Raw genomic sequence first — 18,886 nt, 5'->3', positions numbered from 1 at the left:
ACCGGGGCGGGCCGCCGCGTCAGTGCGAGGTAACGCTGCCCGGAGGCGGTGCGAGCGGTTCGGGTGAGGACAGGAGTCCATCCAGCACGCCGTAGGCATAGAGCGCCGCGAAGGCGTAGGCCCCCACGAGATAGGAGACGTTGAAGGCCCGAGCCGAGGGCGCGTCCTGTGCGGAGTAGCGGCCGTCGGAGCCGCGCAGGGACAGGGCCACGCCCAGGGAGACGGCGGACACGGCGAACGTCGCGCCCTGGCCCACCGCCAGCACGGCGCCCTTGGAGCGCTGGCCATGCACGAGGTGGCCCACGCCGAACGGCACCAGGTACCAGCCCCGCGACGCCGGACGGGACTCGACGAGGACGGGGGCGGAGGCGGAGGGCTGGGGCAGGAGCACGGGAGGCCGGCGCTCGGCGGCGCGCTGGGTGATGCGCTCGCGCCGCTGGACGTTCACGCGTTCGACGAAGGCGATGAAGTCCGGCGGATACACCAGCGGGTCCAGCTTCGCGTCGGGGTTGAGCGCGAGCCCCTCCACGGCCTCCTGCTCCGCGCGCGGCAGGTCCTCCTGTGCATGGAACGTCGCGGCGAGCAGCAGGTGGGCTTCGGCCTCCTCCTGGGGATTGGAGAGCCGCAAGGGCTGGAGCAGGCCCTCCAGCGAGGCGCGGGCCCGGGGCAGGTCGCCGGACTGGTAGGCCTCGCGGGCGGGGCCCAGCGAGGAGGACGCCGCGAGCACGAGGGACACGATGGCGGTCTTCATGGCGACGTCTCCAGCACGACCGTGGTGCGGGTGCCCGCCACCGCGTCGAGGGACTGCCTCAGCACGTTGCCTCCCGGGTCCCGGGCCGACACGAGGTGTCCCCCGTGCGTGAGCTTCACGGGGGCCGGCAGCGGGGCCACGCCCACCTCCACGCCGTCGACGAAGACGCGGGACGCCGCGGGCGCGACGATGGTGACCTCCGCGTCGCGCACCCGGAGGGAGACTTCACGGGACACCGCTTCGCCGGCAGCCACTTCGAGCACCTCCTCGACGGGTTCGCACAGGGGGTTGTCGAAGCGGAGCCGGTGAGTTCCGGGAGCCAGCCGCAGTTCGTGCAGCCGTGGGGTGTAGCCCCGGCTCTGGCCATCCACGAACACCTCGGCCCAGGGGCGCGTCGCCACCGTGAGGGTCGCGAAGTCCTGGGCGTCCGGCACACGCACGGGCAGGTCCTGGTCCTGGCCAGCGACCTCCGTCGTCGCCTGCCGCGAACCCCCAGGCCGCGAAGTGCCAGCGGTCCCGCGCGCCGGCGGACTCGCCGCCATTGGAGGCGACCTGGAGGCACCCGCCGCGTTCGAGCTTGCGACGGACGCAGACTCCATGGAGTTGCCCCTCGTTGCATGGGAAGCCACGCCAGAAGGACCCGCGCTCGTGCTCGCGACGGAAGCGGAGTCGGCGGAGTTGCCCCTTGTTGCACTGGAAGCCACACCCACTGGCGCAGCGGGAGTCTTCACCGTGTCCGAGCCCGCGATGGGAGCAGGAGGCACAGAGGCGCTCTCCGTTGCATTGGGAGACACACCCACTGGAGCAGCGGGAGCCTTCACCGTGTCCGAACCCGCGACGGACACAGGAGGCACGGAGGTGGCAACTGTTGAGGCACTGGAGCCCTCCGCGCGCTCACGTGAGCGCCATCCCCATGTCCCCAGACTCCCCAGCACTCCCGCGAGCACCACGCCCGCCACGAGCCCCTTCGCTCGTTCCGGCCACGCATCCCACGCGCGCCGGACAAGCCCCTTCTTCATGGGACGCGAGCGCAGGAGCGCCAGCACCTCCGGGGCTCCGGGCTGGAGCGTCAGCGCGGCATTGAGACACCGGGCGGCCTGCGCCCCCTGCCCTGCGGCGAGCAGCGCGCGGCCCTCGTTCAACAGCCGCTGGAACCCGTCCTCGCGCCAGCGGCCCACGGAAGCCTCCGGGGCCAGGAAGAAGGCGCGTGACGCTTCAGCAGGCGCACCCACCCATGGCCGCAGCACCGCCTCCAGCTCCTGGACCAGCGCCGCGCCATCCGCGGGCCGGTCGCGCGCATCCCTGGCAAGACACCGCGCGACCAGCGCACCCAGCGGCGCGGGAGTGCCCGGCACGACCTCCCGCAGCGACGGCGCATCGCGGGTCATCACCGAGACCGCCAGCCGGGCACTGCCCTCTCCGGCATGCGGCGTCGTGCCCGCGCACAGCTCGAACAACACGACGCCCACCGCGTAGACGTCCGACGCCGGCGACCACGCACCGGTGTCGATGCGCTCGGGAGCCATGTACGCCAGCGAGCCGATGACGGCGCCGGTGCTCGTCAGCCGGGCCCCGTCCGCCAGCGCCGCGATTCCGAAGTCCGCGAGCTTCAGCGGACCGCCACGCGCCACGAGCACGTTCTCCGGCTTGACGTCCCGGTGCACCACGCCGCGCGAGTGCGCCGCCTCCAGCGCGCGGGCCAGCTCCCAGCCCAGGAGCGCGACGGCCTCGGGCGGCATGGGGGCCAGGCGCCGCGCCAGCTCGCGCAGGTTCTCGCCCTGCACCCACTCACAGACGAGGAACGGGCCGCGCACGGCGTCCTCGCCAACGTCATGCACCGCTAGCACGTTGGGGTGCTGGAGCGACGCCACCACCTCCGCCTCCTGGCGGAAGCGCTCGGTGAGGCGGGCCTCCATGCCCGGATGCAGCACCTTCACCGCCACGCGGCGGGACAGCCGGAGGTCGCGGGCGAGGAACACCGTCGCCATCCCGCCCCGCCCCAACTCCTGCTCCAACTGGTAGCGGCCGGCCAGCAGTTCGCCCGTCATCGCGCGCGCAGTCTAGGAAGCGCGATCCGCGCGGGCAAACCCAGGGGCACCGTCACTGCTGGCACACGCGGAGGGTGGATCCGGGAATCACGACACACACCCCGGGCCGGGCATCGGGGCACTCCGCATCCGACCGGCAGGGTTGGTGGCACTTCTTCCCACCCCCCGAGTCGGTACAGAGGCCGCACCGCGTGCACTCCATCGAGGACGCGCAGAACCTCCCCAGGTTCTCCGGTGTCAGGCCCTCGCACGTCTCGACGCACAGGGACTCCGGCCCCGGCGAGCACTGGTAGCCCAGGGGACAGTCATTCACGGAACAGCGCCGCGCGCAGCGTCCGTCCTTGCAGCTCGCGATCCCGGAACAGGCGATGTTGTCCGCACAGGGCTCGGTGATGCGGGGGCCGGGCTCGCACTCATCGTAGAAGTCATTGCAGCGCTGTCCCGCGGGACACTCCCGGTCGGCGGCGCACGCGAGCGTGCAGGAGTCCCCTGAACATCCCGCGTCCGGCTCCTCCCGGACCTGGATGTCGAGCGGGCACCCCGGGCCCACCAGCAGGACTCCGAGCACGAGGAGGAATGGGAACGGGCAACGCATGGGCTCCAGGAGTACTTCAACGCGAAGGAGGAAGAACAGCCCTCAGTCCTCTTCGCCCAGGTAGCGGAACACGGAGCGCAGGCCGATGCCCAGGGCCCGGGCCGCCTCCTTCTTGCTGCCGCCGCTGCGGGCAATGGCCTCTCGCACGTAGCGCAGCACGAAGGCATCGCGCGCTTCGTCCAGGGGCACCAGGGGCGCCAAGTCCGCGGCCAGGTCCAGGTCCTCGACGCCGATGAGCTCCCCTGAAGCGAGGATGGCCGCGCGCCGCACCCGGGACACGAGCTCGCGGACGTTGCCCGGGAAGGGATGACCGCGCAGGGCCTCCGCCGCCTTCTGCGTGAAGCCCCGCGCGCGAGCCCCCTGCTGCTTCAGCACGTGGTGCGCGATAAGCAGCACGTCCTCGCCGCGCTCCCGCAGTGGGGGCACCTCCAGGCGCACCTCGTCCAGGCGGAAGAGGAGGTCCTCGCGAAAGGCGCCCTTCGCCACGAGCGCCTTCAACGGCTGATGCGTGGCGGCGATGACGCGCATGTCGACCTTGCGGGGACGGTGCTCCCCCAGCCGCGTCACCTCATGCTCCTGGACGACGCGCAGCAGGCGCGACTGGAGCGACAGCGGCATGTCTCCAATCTCATCCAGGAAGAGCGTGCCCCCATCCGACGCCTCCACCAGCCCCGCGCGGTCGGAGGTCGCGCCGGAGAACGCCCCGCGCGCATGGCCGAACAGCTCGCGCTCGATGAGCGACTCCGGAAGCGCCGCGCAGTTGATGGCCACCAGCCGCCCCCGCCGGCCGCTGCGCCGGTGGAGGGCGCGGGCCACCTCCTCCTTGCCCGTGCCGGTCTCCCCCTGGATGAGCACGTGAAGGGACGTGGGCCCCAGGCGCTCCACCTGCCGGTAGAGGTTCCGCATCGCGGGCGACTCACCGATGAGCCCTTCGAACGTGGCCGCAGCGATGCGCTGCGTGAGGCTGTCCACCTGTTCGCGCAGCTCGGTCAGCTCGCGGGACGTGGCCAGGAGCAGCGCCGCGAGCGAGGAGAGCGCCATGGCCTCCTCCAGCTCGCGCGGCGAGAACGGAGGGCTGCCCAGGCGCCGCCCCAGGTACACGGCGCACAGGGGCGCGGAGCCCGCACGCAGCGGCAGCACGAGCGCGGAGGTCAGCCGCAGGGCCAGGACACTGGGAGCGCCCGCGAGCGCCGCCTCCGCCGCGACGTCCGGCACCAGCACCGGCGCCCCGGAGCCCACGACCTGATCCACCAGGCTGTCCACCACCACCGAAGCCGGCACGGAGCCGGTGGCCCCCAGCACCTGCCGCCGGTCGCCCTCCACCGACACCAGGAAGCCCACGTCCGCGGAGGTGACGTCCGCGATGCCCCGCAGCGCGGCCTCCAGCAGCTCCGCCGCGGGACGCTGCACGAGCAGCCGTGAAGCGAAGTCCGTCAGGACGCCCAGCAAGTGCGAAGGCGTCGCGGAAGGCACCGACGCGACCGTGGGCTCGGAAGCCGTCAGCGTGAGCACGGCCTTGCCCAGGCTGAACGACGCCCCCGGCTCCAGCGGAGACAGCTCCACCCGCTTGCCCCGCACCCGGACGTCGCAGTCCGGACCGGCGGCGGACACCGTCCACCCCCGCGCGTCCCGGAACAGCAGGGCATGGCTGCCCTTCACCCCGGGCGCGGAGAGGGCGACGTCACACGCGGGCTCGGAGCCCACGGACACCACCGGCTTCTCCAGCGCGAAGGAACGTCCGTCCGGAAGGGTCAGGAAGAAGCGCATGCTGCGGAGGAGTCTAGGACGGACCCGGGCGGTGCGTCCGGCCGCCTCCGCCCCATTCATTCATGTCCTTGAAGCCACGGAGAGGCTTCCTGAGAGGTGTATTCCTCGCCCATGGGAGGGGGGCCAGAAGACCCCGCCCGCCCCTCGAACCTTGGACAACCGCGTGCGTGGCATGCTGTCGCGGTCGGGGTGGTGTGCAGCGTTGGCCACCCGCACTCGAGGTCCTATGTCCACGGCCATTCCTGTCCCGGTGGTTCCGCCGGTCCATGTAGAGCTGATCAGCGCCTCCACGTTGAACTTCGCCATGGAGCAGAGTGGCGTCCCGCTCATCCGGGAAGCGCTCATCCGGAATACGGGTGAGCGGGCGTTGGGACCCACCACGCTTGAGCTGCAATTGCTGCCCGACCTGGGAGAGAAGATCCAGCTCCCCGTGCCGCCCCTGCCTTCGGGAGAGGAAGCCAACCTCGGAGTCATCGACTTGCGACTGCCCGCCGGACGTTTGCGCGCGGTCTTGGAGGCGGAGCGGGCCCAGCTTCGATGGGCGCTTCGTGAAGATGCCACGGTCCTTTCCAACGGGGCCCTGGATGTCGAAGTCCTCCCCTACAACCATTGGCCGGGAGCACGAGCCCCGCTGGGCCTGCTCGCCACCTTCGTCACGCCGAACCATCCCGTCATTCCTGAACTGCTCAAGGATGTGCGGAGCCTGTTGGAGCAGGCCCTGGGCGACGGCAGTCTGAGTGGCTACCAGCAACGCAATCCGAGCCACGCGCGAGCCATGGCCGCCGCGCTCTACGAAGCCGTGCAGGCCTTGAAGCTCGGGTACGTGGAAGTCGCCGCCAGCTTCGAGTCCCATGGACAGAAGGTCCGGCTGCCGGATCAGCTCCTCCAGGAACGCATGGGGTGCTGTCTGGATCTCACCCTCCTCTTCGCCTCCGCGCTGGAGGCCATGGGCCTCCACCCCCTGCTCCTGCTCGTCCAGGGGCATGCGTTCCCGGCGGTATGGCTGATCGACGAACGCTTCCCGGAAGGGCTCGTGGAGGACGCGGCCCGGCTGCGCAACCTCGTCGCACTGGGACACCTGCTCCCCTTCGACTCCTCCACGGCGGTGGGCGCCGGGCGCCCCTCCTTCGAGCGGGCCGTCAGCGAAGCGCTCAAGCACCTCTCGGAGGACAGCCGATTCGTGGCCGCACTCGACGTGAGCGTCCTCCGGTTCGACCGCTACCGCCCGATTCCCCTTCGCGCCGTGGAGGCCCCGCCCCAGGAGCTGGAGTCCAGCGAGCCGGCGCACGCGCGCATCCGGACGATCCTGGAAAGCGCCGCGGCAGCACCTCCGCCCGCCGAACCCAAGCCCCCGAGCGCACAGGTCCTCACCCGCTTCAGCCGATGGAAGGAGAAGCTGCTCGACCTGACGTTGCGCAACAAGCTGCTCAACTTCCGGCTCGACACCCGAGGCGCCCTGGAGCTCCACATGCCGGACCTCGCCGTGTTCGAGGACACACTGGCGGGAGGCGAGGCTTTCGAAATCATCCCCGCCCCGGACATGGATTCGCTCGACGCCCGTGAGGCGAAGCTCCTGAAGGCCCGAGGCACCGGAGAGGAGGTCGCCGCCCGTCGCCGCAGTGACCTGGACAAGGGATTGCTTCACTCCCCGCTGCGTGAAGCCGAGCTCTGGTCTCGCGCCAGGTACCTGGAGCGCACGGCACGCACGGACCTGGAGGAAGGCGGCGCCCAGACGCTCTACATCGCCATCGGACTCTTGCGATGGTTCGACCCGGGCGACCCCTCGACGGCGCGGCTCGCCCCGCTGCTGCTCTACCCCGTGGCCTTCCGCCTGGACCGCGCCCGTGAGCGGCTCCGCATCGAGCGACTCCCCGAGGAGCCCCTGGGCAACGTCACCCTGGTGGAGAAACTCAAGCGCGAGTTCGGCCTCGACGTCAGTGCCCTGACCACGCTTGAACCGGACGAGAAAGGGGTGGACGTGCCCGCCATCCTCCGGGCCGTCCGCACCTCCATCCAGAAGCAGGCCGGCTGGGAGGTGTTGGAGGAAGCGCACGTAGGGCTCTTCACCTTCACCAAGTTCCTGATGTGGAAGGACCTGGAGGACAACGAAGACGTTCTTCTTTCCAATCCGCTGGTCCGCCACATCGCCGCCGCCAGCACCGCAGCGCCACCGGCGAGCGGAACGGAGTTCCAACCGGAGCAGTTGGACGCCGAGGTCCCGGCCGGGGAGTTGCCATGCGTCGTCAACGCGGACTCCACCCAGCTCGCCACCATCGCCTCCGCGCTCTCGGGACGCTCGTTCGTCATCCAGGGTCCCCCAGGGACGGGCAAGTCACAGACCATCACCAACCTGATCGCCGCCGCGATCGCCCGGGGCAAGAGCGTGCTCTTCGTGTCGGAGAAGATGGCGGCGCTGGACGTCGTGTACCGACGGCTCAGGGACGTGGGGCTCGAGGACTTCTGCCTGGAGCTCCACAGCCACAAGAGCAACAAGAAGGAAGTGCTCGCGTCCTTCGGCCGGGCCTGGGAGCGGACCCGGCAAACACCCGCCCCACCCTGGCAGGCGCGTTCGGACGAACTCTCCGCCCAGCGGGAGACGCTGAACGCCTACGTTCGGGCACTCCACCGGTCCTGGCCCCTGGGTCAGAGCTTCTATGGCGCGACCGGTCGGCTCTTGTCCCTGGGAGATGCCCCGGACGTGCACCTGAGCCTTCCTTCCCCTGGAGAGCTCACGGAAGCGCGATTCCGCGAAGCCAGTCATGAAGTGGAAGCGCTCGCCAGCACGCTTCGCGCCTTGAGGGCCCTGGGCCCCCATCCGTGGCAGGCGGTTCGCGGTGTCACGTGGACCCATGCCTTCGAACAGCAGGTCCGTGACTCACTGACCGAGACCCGCGCCGCGCTCGACGCCGTGGAGCAGACGGCCGCGGCGCTCGCGGCATCCGTCGGCATCGACGTCCCCGCCTCGACGCAGGGTTTGCGTCCCCTGGTCGAGCTGGGAGACGTCCTGGCCAGTGGACCGGTGCCCTCCGTCGCGCTGCTGGATGACGCATGGCCCGACGTCTCACGAAAGCTGCAGGAGCAGTCGCTCGCCCTGCGCGAGCAGTCCTCCCGGGAAACCCAGCTCGCCTCGCGCTGGGGGACGGGCCTCCTCACCCTGGATCTGGCGGCCCTCCACGGCCGGTTCCAGAAGTGGGCGGGGGCGTTCTTCCTCTTCGCCTACTTCTTCCTGCGGAGCGCGCGGAAGCAACTCGCGACGCTTGCTTCCAAGGGACTGCCTTCCAACCGCGACATCGAGAAGGACCTCGCCACCGCGCGACAGGTGCTGGAGTGGAGGCCAAAGCTCGCCGACCAGGCCCACGCCCTCGCGACGACGCTGCGCGGTGTGCCTTCACAGGACCTGGCACAAGCCGAAGCGGTCGAGGGTCTCTCTACGCGCGCGCTGAGGGTTCGCGACCTTCGAAGCGTCCTGGGTGTCGCCCGGGTCGATGTCCCCATGGAAGCTGGCTCCCGCGAGTTGCTGGCCACCCAGGCCCAGGCGCTACGAAATGCCCTGGAGCGCCTCGCGCGTTCCGAGGAGGCCCTCTCCGCCCTGGTGAAGACCCGCCCATGGGAGAGCACCGCCACACCGCACCACCGCGCCTCACTGCGTCGGCAGCTCGAAGCCTGGCAGTCAGGTCTTCGCACCTTGAGGACGTGGTGCCTCCATCAGGCCCAGGCCGACAAGGTTCGCGCACTGGGCTACGGGCCGTTCGTGGATGCGGTGGAGACCCAGGGCATCACGGAGGACCGGTTGAGCACGGCCTTCGAGCGCGCGGTCCTCACCGCGTGGACGCATGCCCTGCGGGACATGGATCCCGCGCTGCGGGACTTCGAGGCCCGGGCCCACTCGACCCGGGTGGAGCGGTTCCGCCAGCTCGACGGTGAGCACGTGGTCCTTTCCCGCCAACAGGTCATCTCCGCGCTGGAGCAGAAGCTGCCATCAGGCCTCGCCTTCGCCGCGGAGAGCTCGGAGCCCGGCATCCTGTCGCGGGAGCTGCGGAAGAAGCGGGGCCACATGCCGCTGCGCAAGCTGCTGACATCCATCCCCAGCCTGTCCCGGCGGCTCAAGCCCTGCTTCCTCATGAGTCCGCTTTCCGTCGCCCAGTACCTGCCCGCGGATGGACGTCGCTTCGACCTGCTCGTCTTCGACGAGGCCTCGCAGATTGGCACCCACGACGCCATCGGCGCGATGGCCCGGGCGGACCAGGCCCTCATCGTTGGCGACTCCAAACAGCTTCCGCCAACCACCTTCTTCACCCGGGGCGAGGACCCGGAGGCGATACCGGACGAGAACGACGTCATCGAGCTGGAGAGCATCCTGGAGGAGGCCCTGGCGAAGCAGTTTCCCCAGCAGATGCTGGGCTGGCACTACCGAAGCCGGCATGACAGCCTCATCGACTTCAGCAACCGGCAGTACTACGCGGGCCGCCTCCATGTGTTCCCCGCCGCGCGTGCTCGCGTGGAGGACCTGGGGGTCAAGTGGCGCCACGTCCCAGACGGAGTCTACCAGTCCAAGATGAGCGGGAAGTCCGCCGCCATCAACCCGCGCGAAGCGGAGGTGCTGGTCGCGGATCTGGTGAAGGCCCTGCGTCGCCACGCACCTCACGAGCGGACGTTTGGCGTCGTCACCTTCAGCGCCGTCCAGCAGCAGGTCATCCTCGAACTGCTTGAAGCCGAGCGGGCGCGCTTCCCGGAAGTCGAGGCGCACTTCGCCTCGTCGGAGCCCGTCTTCGTGAAGAACCTGGAGAACGTCCAGGGCGACGAGCGGGACGAGATCTTCTTCAGCATCTGCTACGCGAAGGACGCCGCGGGAAAGCTGCGCATGAGCTTCGGTCCGTTGAACCGGGCGGGCGGTGAGCGGCGCCTGAACGTCGCCGTGACTCGCGCGCGCTGCGCCCTGCGTGTCTACTCCACGCTGACGCATGATCAGATCGACCTCTCGCGGACCGCTTCGGTAGGCGTGCGCCATCTGCGGGACTTCCTCCGTCGCGCCGCCGAAGCGGACGCCATCGCGGCGGCGGCGGCGGAGCGCGAGCCGACGGATGCGCTGGAGCAGAAGGTCGCGGAAGCGCTCCGCGAAGCCGGATGCACGGTGCACACGGACGTGGGAAGCGGCGGCTACCGGGTGGGACTGGCGGTGGTCCACCCGGAGAGCCCCGGCGAATACATCCTGGGCGTGGAGTGCGACGGCCCCCGCTACAACTCGGCGGCGAACGCAAGAGACCGAGATCGGCTGCGGTCCGAGGTATTGCGCGGACTGGGCTGGCGGCTGCACCGTGTGTGGTCCCTGGGATGGGAGCAGGACCGGAAGGGACAGCTGGAGGCCTTGAAGGCCGCGGTCCAGCGTGCGCTGGAGGAGGCGAAGCAGCCCACCGGCTCATCCGGTTTGCCCCGGTCCCCACAAGCTCCGATCCCCGTCGCCTCGGAACCGCCTCCGGCCCGGCCGGCCAACACCGATGCACCGAGCTCGCCCCCGCCCGCATCCGCTGGCCCCATCTCGTTGGCCCAGGCCTACATCCCGGCGACACTACGAGCCATGAAGGAGGGATCGGACCTCTTCGCCTCCTCGTCCGACGCTTCCCTACGGGAGCAGCTCCAGTCCGTCGTCGATCAGGAGGCGCCGCTCCATGAGGACCTGCTTGCCCGGCGCGTTCTGGATGCCTGGGGGCTGACCAAACTGACGCCCCGGGTGCGCAAGCGGCTGGAGGAGCAGCTCCAAGCGCTCGCGAAGCGCGGAACCGTGACGGTCCAGGGGGAGTTCCTCTGGTCCAACAGCCGAGGGCCCGCGCGCTACACAGGCTTTCGTGGCGCGCATCCCGAACGCGAGGCCGTGCACCTTCCTCCCGAAGAGGTGGCCAATGCCGCGGCGGCCGTGCTCACGCAGTCCCTGTCGCTGGAGCGCGAAGACCTGCTCCGGGAAACAGCCCGGTGCTTTGGCATCCAGCGACTGACCCGGGCGGTGCTCCCGGTCCTGGAAGCCGGCCTGACACTGCTTCTTCAGCGCGGGCAATGCCTGGCCGACGGAGAGCGGTTGGTGTGGAAGCAATAGCCCCGGCGGGCCCACGGCCTCACTCCTTCGTGAGGTCGTAGACCTCCTGGATGTTGTGGAGCGTCTGGACGAAGTCCAGCTTCAGGTCCTGGAGGATGCCGTTGCGCAGGTCGAACACCCACGAGTGCACGATGGGGAAGCCGCGCGTCACGTAGGACTTCTGCACGGCGGCCGTCTTGATGATGTTGATGCTCTGCTCCAGGACGTTGAGCTCCACCAGCCGCTCGTAGCGCTTCGTCTCATCCGAGATGGAGTCCAGCTCCTGCTTGTGGAAGCGGTACACGTCGCGGATGTTGCGCAGCCAGGGATTGAGGATGCCCAGGTCCTTGGGCTGCATCGCCGCGCGCACGCCGCCGCAGCCGTAGTGGCCGCAGACGATGATGTGCTTCACGTCCAGCTGCCGGACGGCGTAGTTGATGACCGACATCACGTTGAGGTCGACGTTGTTGACCAGGTTGGCGACGTTGCGGTGCACGAACACGTCACCGGGCGCCAGGCCCATGATCTGGTTGGCGGGGACGCGGCTGTCCGAGCACCCGATGTAGAGGAAGTCCGGCTGCTGCGACACCGACAGCTTGGTGAAGTAGTCCGGATCCGCGCGGAGCTGCTCCTCCGCCCAGAGCTTGTTGTTCTCGAAGATCTTGTCGTAGGGCGTCACGGACGTGACGCTGGCATGACCAGGGCCCATCGTCGAGAAGTCCCTTTCGCGAGTGTCAGGCGCGCCCACGAAGCATCCCGTCCCAGTACAGGCGCGGCAGCCCGTACTTCTTGAGCAGCCACAGGTCCCGCCGCTCCACGAACGTGTTGATGAACGGCAGGCTCGGCGCGGGCTTGCCCTCGTAGTCGAACTCGGCGAGCAGCATCCGCCCGTAGCCCGTCACCAGCGGACAGGACGCATAGCCGTCATACCGGGCCGTGGGCTCCTTCCCCGCCATCACGGCGAGCAGGTTCTCCACGAGCACCGGCGCCTCCGCCCGGACCGCAGCGCCGGTGCGGGACGTGGGCAGGTCGCTCGCGTCCCCGATGGCGAACACGTTCGGGTATTCCGGGTGCTGAAGCGTGTACTTGTGCGCCTTGACCCAACCCGCGTTCGGTCCGTCCTGATGGGCGAGCGCGCTGCGCTTGATGAAGTCCGGCGCGCTCTGCGGAGGCGTGACGTGCAGCAGGTCATAGCCCACCGTCACCAGCTCCCGGCGTCCGTCCCGCGTCACCGCGAAGACGGCCTCGCGGGTGCCCGCGCGCACCTCGATCAGGTCGTGGCCGAAGTGCGTCTCGATGCCGTAGCGCTCCACGACGCCCTCCAGCACCTTCGCGAAAGGCTGCACCGCGAAGAGGGTCCGGGCCCCCGAGCCGAAGACGACGCGCGACTTCGCGGTGAGCCCGCTGCGGCGCAGGTGGTCCGCCACCAGGTACATGATCTTCTGCGGCGCCCCCGCGCACTTCACGGGCGTGGCCGGGTGGGTGAAGAGGGCCGTGCCGCCCTGGAACGCCCGCACCATCTCCCACGTCTTCGGCGCGAGCCGGAAGTCGTAGTTGCTGGACACGAACGGCGTCTCCAGCGCCTCGCGCAGGCCATGCACCCGGTCCCAGTCCAGCTGGATGCCGGGAGCGACCACGAGGAAGTCATAGGCCAGGCGCTCTCCGCCCCGCGTGAGCACCTGCTGGCGGACGGGGTCCACCTCCTCCGCCCAATCCTGGAGCCACCGGGCCCCCTCCGGGATGTAGTCCGCCTGAGGCCGCACGGAGCTGGCGATGTCCGCGGCGCCGGCGCCCACCAGCGTCCACAGCGGCTGATAGTAGTGATGCGCCGAGGGCTCGAGGATGGCGACATCCCGCAGGCCCTTTCGCCGCAGCCGTGCCGCGACCGTGAGGCCCGCGGTGCCGCCACCGATGATCAGCACGCGATGGTGCTGCGAGGGAGCGGACATGAGGCCTCCAAATGAGCGCCGGCGAGACTGCGTGCGGAAGCCCGCCGCGACAACTGCGCTCCGATGCGACTCCCCCGTTGAAAGGAGGACATCCCTTTTCCTGGCCCTGGTTTCCGGAGCAGGATTCACGAGCCCGAACCCGGAGGCCTCGACATGCACTTCCGCCAGCTCTTCGACTCCGAGTCCTCGACCTACACCTACCTCATCGGGGATGAGGCCACGCGTCAGGCCGTCCTCATCGACCCGGTGCTGGAGCAGGTGGAGCGCGACCTGCGGCTCGTCCGCGAGCTGGGGCTCGTCCTCACCCACGTCTTCGACACCCACGTGCACGCGGACCACGTCACCGCGTCCGGCGTGCTGCGCGAGCGCACGCGGTGCCAGGTGGTGGCCGGAGCCGGCGGGGCCGAGGCCGCAGACCTCCACGTGCGGCATGGGGACACGGTGCACGTCGGCCAGTGCGCCTTCCAGGTGCTCGCCACGCCGGGCCACACGGACGACAGCGTGAGCTACCTGCTGGGCGACCGCGTCTTCACCGGGGACGCCCTGATGGTGCGGGGCAACGGCCGCACCGACTTCCAGAACGGCAGCGCGGGCCAGCTCTACGACTCCATCACCCGCGTCCTCTTCCAGCTCCCGGACGCGACGCTCGTCTATCCCGGTCACGACTACCACGGGAACACGGCGACGAGCATCGGCGAGGAGAAGCGGCACAACCCGCGGCTCGCGGGCAGGAGCCGCGAGGAGTTCATCCAGGTGATGAACGCCCTCAACCTGCCCCGGCCCAAGAAGATCGACATCGCCGTCCCGGCCAACCGCGCCTGTGGACGGACGGAGCCCCCGGTGCCGGGGGCCTGACGTCAGGCCGGCTTCGCCAGCTCCGCGTCAATGGCCTGCACGAGCCGAGGATCCTCCGCCGTCACGTCCGGAGCGAAGCGGCCCGCGACGCGGCCATCCCGGCCGATGAGGAACTTCTCGAAGTTCCACTGCACCTCCGGCTGGGGGTTCGCCTCGATGCCGTAGCCCTTGAGGTTCGCGCGCATGGGGCCCTCACCCGTGGCCACGGGGATGGCCCCCGTGAGCGCGTGGTAGAGCGGGTGCTTGTCCTGCCCCACCACGGAGATCTTCGAGTACATCGGGAAGGTCACGTCGTACTTCAGCGTGCAGAACTGCTGGATCTCCGCCTCGCTGCCCGGCTCCTGCCCCAGGAAGTTGTTCGCGGGGAAGCCCAGCACCTCCAGGCCCTGCGCCTGCTTGCTGGCATAGAGCTTCTGCAGGCCTTCGTACTGGGGCGTGAGGCCGCACTTGGACGCGACGTTCACCACCAGCAGGACCTTGCCCTTGTGCTGACCGAGCGTCCGGGGGGCGCCGTCGATGCCTTTGAGGGGGATGTCGAAGAGGTTCTGGCTCATGTTCAGCTCGGTCTCCGTTCGAGGGGGCAGCCACTCTAGCGCGGCAAAGTGCCAGCCCCGGTGTGGTGATTTGCGGCGGTCTCAGCAGGGCCGGGTGCGCGGCCCCCTGGGGGAACGGCTGGCCCGCGCCTTGCGTTGTGTGGGTTCCCTTCCCCCATGCACCGGCTCCTCGCTCCCCTCATCCTCCTGCTCGTCGCCCTGGCCAGCGTGGCGGGCGGAGCCGTGTGGTTCATCCAGCGCGACCGGCAGGCGCTCGTGGAACAGTTCGGGCGCGACCGGCAGGCCCAGCTGGACGAAGCCGCCAGCGGCGTCGCCCGTTCGCTCGAGGACCTGGGTGACAACCTGCGCTTCGCGAGCGAGCTGCTCGCCCAGCCCGGCTCCACCGGAGACCATCACAACGAGCTGCGCGCCCTGCTGGAGGCCGTGGGCCAGTACCGCGCCATCGCCGTGCTGGGCCCTGAAGGCGACGAGCGGCTCTTCCTGGTGGACCACAAGTCGCGCCACCTGCCGAGGGACGCCGTCCATCCCCCGGCGCTCGTGGACACCGCGCGTCAGGCCCTCACGGCCCCGGTGGGGCACGTCATCCCTTCGCACCCCATCGAAGGGGCTGCCTCGTCCGGATGGATGCGCGTCTTCGCGACCCGCATCGACTCCGATGAGCCCGGGGGCGGAGGCGCCGTCGCCATCCTCGTGGACACGGAGCCCGTCTTCGCGCCGCTGCGCATGGTGACGGTGGACGGGAACACGCGGCTGCTCCTGCTGGGCGCGCATGGCACGCCCGCGCCCATGAGCGACCCGGCCCTGGCGTCCTGGCACGGCCGCCTGGGTGAGCCCGCGGGCACGCTCGTGCCGGGGCTGCGCACGCTGGTGGCGCGGATGCGCGCGGGCGCGTCCGGGACGCTGCGGCTCAACGAGGCGGAGGCGCAGCGGCTGGGCCTGGGGCAATCGGACGCGGTGGCCACGTTCCGGCCCCTGCGCATGCGCGGCGAGGCGTCCTGGTCCGTGGCGACGCTCTCCTCCACGAACGCGCTGCGCTCCCACGAGCGCACCCTGGTGCTGCGCCTGTCGCTGGCGGCGCTCCTCATCGCGGTGTTCCTCGTCGCGTTCGGGACCTACGTGGTGCTCGCCAACCGCCGGGCCGTGGCGCTGCGGGAGAGCCTGCGCCACGCGGCGAGGTTCGCGCACCTGCACGAGAAGACGCAGAAGATCCTCGACCACATCCCCACGGGCATCCTGGCCCTCAACCACGAAGGCCGCATCAGCGCCGTGAACCAGGCCCTCCGAACGCGCCTGCCCGCGACCGCCGTGGGCAGCACCCTCCCGGAGGCCTTCCCCACCGCTCCCTCGGCGGCGGTGCAGCGGCTGGGCGCGCTGGTGCTGTCCGCGCGGGACAAGGGCGCCGTGCGCAGCCTGCACGGCGAACCGCTCAGCCTCTTCAACGAGAAGGACCAGTTCAACGTCCACGCCGTCCCGCTGGAGCATGGCGACGGAGAGGCCAGCACGCTGCTGGTGCTGGAGGACCTGAGCAACGTGCGCATGCTGGAGGACCAGCTGCTGCGCGCGGAGAAGCTGGCCACGGTGGGCGTGCTCGCCGCGGGCGTGGCGCATGAGATTGGCACGCCGCTGGGCATCATCCGGGGGCACGCCGAGTACATGCTCCAGAAGGTGGGCGGCGTGGAGCACCCGCAGGGCCGGGGCCTCAGCGCCATCGTCACGCAGATCGACCGGGTGAGCCGCATCATCCGGCAGCTCCTGGACCTGTCGCGCCTCCAGCCCGCCCGGGCCGGCGTCGTGCCCCTCGCGCCCGTCGTGCGCGGCCTTCAAGAGCTGCTCGATGTGGAGGCCGAGCGCCGGCACGTGCACTTCGAGTGGGACGTGCCCGAGCGGCTCCCCTGCCTCGCGGCGGACGCGGATCAGCTCCAGCAGGTGCTCCTGAACCTGGCCCTCAATGCCTGTGACGCCTGCACCGCCGGAGGCCACGTGCGGCTGAGCGCCAGGGTGTGCGCGGCGGGAGACGCCCAGGCGGTGGAGTTGGTGGAGATCCGCGTGCAGGACGACGGCCGGGGCATCGCGCCGGAGCACCTGCACCAGGTGTTCGACCCCTTCTTCACCACCAAGAAGCGGGGCCAGGGCACGGGCCTGGGCCTGAGCGTGGTGGCCCAGGTCGTCCGCAATCATGGTGGTCAGGTGGGGGTCGACAGCGAGCCCGGCCGGGGCACCGTCGTCACGCTGCGGTGGCCGGTGGCCGCGGTCAGCTGGGAGGAACGTCATGCCGTCTAGCGCGCGCATCCTCGTGGTGGATGACCACGAGGAGATGGGACAGATGTTGAAGGAGCCCCTCACGGACGCGGGCTATCGCGTGGACCTCTCCACGGGCGGCGCGGACGCCATCGCCCAGCTCAGGGCGCGCGTCTACGACGTCGTGCTGTGCGACCTGCGCATGGAGGAGGTGGACGGGCTGGACGTGCTCGCGGCGGCGCGCCGGCACGACCCGGAGCTGCCGGTGCTGCTGATGACCGCCTTCGGCGCGGTGGAGAGCGCGGTGGAGGCGATGAAGCGGGGCGCCTGGCACTACCTCACCAAGCCCTTCCGCCTGGACGAGGTGCTGCTCCACGTCGGGCGGGCGCTGGAGGCCCGGCGCCTGAAGGCCGAGCACCGCGACCTTAAGCGGCAGGTGGCCCAGCGCAGCGGCCTGGGATCGCTCCTGGGCCACAGCGTGCCCATGCGGACGCTCTACGAACTCATCGACCGCGTGGCCGCCTCCGAAGCGCCGGTGCTCATCCGGGGGGAGAGCGGCAGTGGCAAGGAGCTGGTCGCCAGGGCGCTGCATTCCGAAGGGCCCCGGAGCCCCGCGCCCTTCGTGGCGGTCAACTGCACCGCCCTGCCCCACGCCCTCCTGGAGAGCGAGCTGTTCGGCCACATCAAGGGCGCCTTCAGCGGCGCGACCACCACGCGCCGCGGCCTCTTCCTGGAGGCGGACGGAGGCACGCTCTTCCTCGACGAGATTGGAGACATGCCCCCGGAGCTCCAGGCGAAGCTGCTGCGCGTGCTCCAGGACGGCGAGGTGCGGGCCGTGGGCGCGGACGGCTCGCGCCGGGTGGACGTGCGCATCCTGGCCGCCACGCATCAGGACCTGGACGCGCGGGTGAAGGAAGGCCGCTTCCGGGCGGACCTCTTCTACCGGCTCAATGTCGTCTCACTCCGAGTGCCGCCGCTGCGCGAGCGCACGGAGGACATCCCGAAGCTGGCCGAGCATTTCGTGGCGCAGGCGCGGGCGCGCAATCCGCGCTCCCCCGTCACCACCCTGGCCCCCGAGGTCGTGGCCACGCTCGCGCGCATGCCCTGGCCCGGCAACGTGCGCGAGCTGGAGAACCTGGTGGAGCGCCTGGTCGTCCTGGGTGCTCAGCCCACCGTGGACCTGGCCCAGCTGAGGCTGCACACCACGGACGCGGCGCCGGAGGTCCACCCGCTGGCCGCCGCCCACGGACAGGTGGTGCCGCTGAGACAGCTGGAGGGTGAATACATCGCGTGGGTGGTTGCCCGCTGTGGAGGCAACAAGACGCGGGCGGCGGAGCTGCTGGGGATTGATGTCTCCACCATCCACCGCCGGGAGCGCACCGACAGCGGCGTTTCGCAACGCTAGGACGACGCGCTTTGCCAGTCATTGCGCCGCACCGCGAGCGGCGCCCGACGGGAGGACAGCGGCACAGCCCTTGCTCATGTATCAGGGCATGAACCGAACCCACCTGGTCCTCCTGCTGTCAGTCATTGGCCTCACCGGCTGCGCCCGCCGCGCGGCCAACACAAGCACGGCCGACGCCGCGGCCCACACGCCGGCCCCGTCCGCCAGCGATCGCGGCAACGCGGCGAAGCCCACGCCCGGCGACGACCCGGAGCAGGCGCTCGCGGCGCTCAGCGCCACGCCCATCTACTTCCCGCTCGACTCCTCGCTCCTGCCGCCCGAGGCCACCGACGAGCTGGCGCGCATCGCGCAGGCCCTGCGTCAGCGCGGCCTGGCGAAGGTGACGGTGGCGGGCCACACCTGCGAGCTGGGCACGACGGAATACAACCTCGCGCTGGGCCAGCGCCGGGCGGCCAGCGTGCGCGCCTACCTGGTGAACCTGGGCGTCGAGCCCGGGCGCATCTCCGTCATCTCCTACGGAGAAGAGCGGCCTGCGGACGTGAACGCCCCGGAGAAGAACCGCCGCGCGGAGTTTTCCTTCCGCCTGGCCGAACAGGCCCACGCCGGCGAGCTGTAAACCCTTTCACCCACGCCCCCACGCTCATGAACCCCACCGAC

Annotated in this window: 12 protein-coding genes; 5 read left to right on the top strand and 7 right to left on the bottom strand. The window is 70.4% G+C overall.

Features of this window, described 5'->3' with window-relative positions; all coding sequences use genetic code 11:
* Positions 1–19: 19 nt before the first annotated feature.
* From D7W79_RS08885 to D7W79_RS08870, 4 genes are all read right to left on the bottom strand, one after another.
* The gene (locus tag D7W79_RS08885) at positions 20–751 is read right to left on the bottom strand and encodes a tetratricopeptide repeat protein (protein WP_120524911.1); all 732 of its coding nucleotides are present in this window, start codon (positions 749–751) and stop codon (positions 20–22) included.
* Positions 748–2,799 (bottom strand): serine/threonine-protein kinase, encoded by a 2,052-nt coding sequence (locus D7W79_RS08880; protein WP_120524910.1) that lies wholly within the window; start codon positions 2,797–2,799, stop codon positions 748–750. Before D7W79_RS08880 ends, D7W79_RS08885 begins: the two co-directional genes overlap by 4 nt.
* Before the next feature lie 52 nt (positions 2,800–2,851).
* The gene (locus tag D7W79_RS44475; RefSeq protein ID WP_244221664.1) at positions 2,852–3,367 is read right to left on the bottom strand and encodes a latent transforming growth factor beta-binding protein; all 516 of its coding nucleotides are present in this window, start codon (positions 3,365–3,367) and stop codon (positions 2,852–2,854) included.
* A 69-nt stretch (positions 3,368–3,436) separates the two neighbouring features.
* Entirely contained in the window at positions 3,437–5,161 is a 1,725-nt protein-coding gene (locus D7W79_RS08870; RefSeq protein ID WP_120524908.1) for a sigma 54-interacting transcriptional regulator, read from the bottom strand.
* 226 nt (positions 5,162–5,387) lie between these two features.
* Between D7W79_RS08870 and proA the strand changes: the two genes are divergently transcribed.
* On the top strand, positions 5,388–11,249 hold the full coding sequence (proA, locus tag D7W79_RS08865; protein WP_158616922.1) for an anti-phage protein ProA: 5,862 nt from the start codon (positions 5,388–5,390) through the stop codon (positions 11,247–11,249).
* 19 nt (positions 11,250–11,268) lie between these two features.
* Here the strand turns inward: proA and D7W79_RS08860 are convergent, their stop codons facing one another.
* Both D7W79_RS08860 and D7W79_RS08855 read right to left on the bottom strand, forming a co-directional pair.
* Positions 11,269–11,907 (bottom strand): carbonic anhydrase, encoded by a 639-nt coding sequence (locus D7W79_RS08860; protein ID WP_244221663.1) that lies wholly within the window; start codon positions 11,905–11,907, stop codon positions 11,269–11,271.
* Between the two features lie 55 nt (positions 11,908–11,962).
* Entirely contained in the window at positions 11,963–13,177 is a 1,215-nt protein-coding gene (locus tag D7W79_RS08855) for an NAD(P)/FAD-dependent oxidoreductase (RefSeq protein ID WP_120524906.1), read from the bottom strand.
* A gap of 153 nt (positions 13,178–13,330) precedes the next feature.
* Here D7W79_RS08855 and D7W79_RS08850 point away from each other — a divergent pair, with 153 nt between their 5' ends.
* A complete protein-coding gene (locus D7W79_RS08850) occupies positions 13,331–14,032 on the top strand; it encodes an MBL fold metallo-hydrolase (protein WP_120524905.1) in 702 nt (233 codons plus the stop codon).
* Positions 14,033–14,034: 2 nt separating this feature from the next.
* On the opposite strand, the gene D7W79_RS08845 is transcribed toward D7W79_RS08850, so the two are convergent.
* A complete protein-coding gene (locus D7W79_RS08845; RefSeq protein WP_120524904.1) occupies positions 14,035–14,586 on the bottom strand; it encodes a glutathione peroxidase in 552 nt (183 codons plus the stop codon).
* Between the two features lie 156 nt (positions 14,587–14,742).
* Here D7W79_RS08845 and D7W79_RS08840 point away from each other — a divergent pair, with 156 nt between their 5' ends.
* From D7W79_RS08840 to D7W79_RS08830, 3 genes are all read left to right on the top strand, one after another.
* A complete protein-coding gene (locus D7W79_RS08840; protein WP_120524903.1) occupies positions 14,743–16,866 on the top strand; it encodes a two-component system sensor histidine kinase NtrB in 2,124 nt (707 codons plus the stop codon).
* A complete protein-coding gene (locus D7W79_RS08835; protein WP_120524902.1) occupies positions 16,856–18,229 on the top strand; it encodes a sigma-54-dependent transcriptional regulator in 1,374 nt (457 codons plus the stop codon). The genes D7W79_RS08840 and D7W79_RS08835 overlap by 11 nt, the downstream gene beginning before the upstream one ends.
* Positions 18,230–18,317: 88 nt before the next feature.
* Positions 18,318–18,845: an OmpA family protein gene (locus D7W79_RS08830; RefSeq protein WP_120524914.1), complete on the top strand. Its 528-nt coding sequence runs from the start codon at positions 18,318–18,320 to the stop codon at positions 18,843–18,845.
* Positions 18,846–18,886: the final 41 nt, after the last annotated feature.

Source organism: Corallococcus exercitus (assembly GCF_003611585.1).
In the GTDB taxonomy this organism is placed as follows: domain Bacteria; phylum Myxococcota; class Myxococcia; order Myxococcales; family Myxococcaceae; genus Corallococcus; species Corallococcus exercitus.
This window is presented reverse-complemented; position numbering and strand designations above follow the sequence as displayed.

Bases quoted from the DNA above. Each gene is read 5' to 3' on its own strand.
- D7W79_RS08835 (WP_120524902.1), top strand. From the start codon at position 16,856: ATGCCGTCTAGCGCGCGCATCCTCGTGGTGGATGACCACGAGGAGATG.
- D7W79_RS08885 (WP_120524911.1), bottom strand. From the start codon at position 751: ATGAAGACCGCCATCGTGTCCCTCGTGCTCGCGGCGTCCTCCTCGCTG.
- D7W79_RS08840 (WP_120524903.1), top strand. From the start codon at position 14,743: ATGCACCGGCTCCTCGCTCCCCTCATCCTCCTGCTCGTCGCCCTGGCC.
- D7W79_RS08880 (WP_120524910.1), bottom strand. From the start codon at position 2,799: ATGACGGGCGAACTGCTGGCCGGCCGCTACCAGTTGGAGCAGGAGTTG.
- D7W79_RS08855 (WP_120524906.1), bottom strand. From the start codon at position 13,177: ATGTCCGCTCCCTCGCAGCACCATCGCGTGCTGATCATCGGTGGCGGC.
- D7W79_RS08850 (WP_120524905.1), top strand. From the start codon at position 13,331: ATGCACTTCCGCCAGCTCTTCGACTCCGAGTCCTCGACCTACACCTAC.
- D7W79_RS08870 (WP_120524908.1), bottom strand. From the start codon at position 5,161: ATGCGCTTCTTCCTGACCCTTCCGGACGGACGTTCCTTCGCGCTGGAG.
- D7W79_RS08845 (WP_120524904.1), bottom strand. From the start codon at position 14,586: ATGAGCCAGAACCTCTTCGACATCCCCCTCAAAGGCATCGACGGCGCC.
- proA (WP_158616922.1), top strand. From the start codon at position 5,388: ATGTCCACGGCCATTCCTGTCCCGGTGGTTCCGCCGGTCCATGTAGAG.
- D7W79_RS08830 (WP_120524914.1), top strand. From the start codon at position 18,318: ATGAACCGAACCCACCTGGTCCTCCTGCTGTCAGTCATTGGCCTCACC.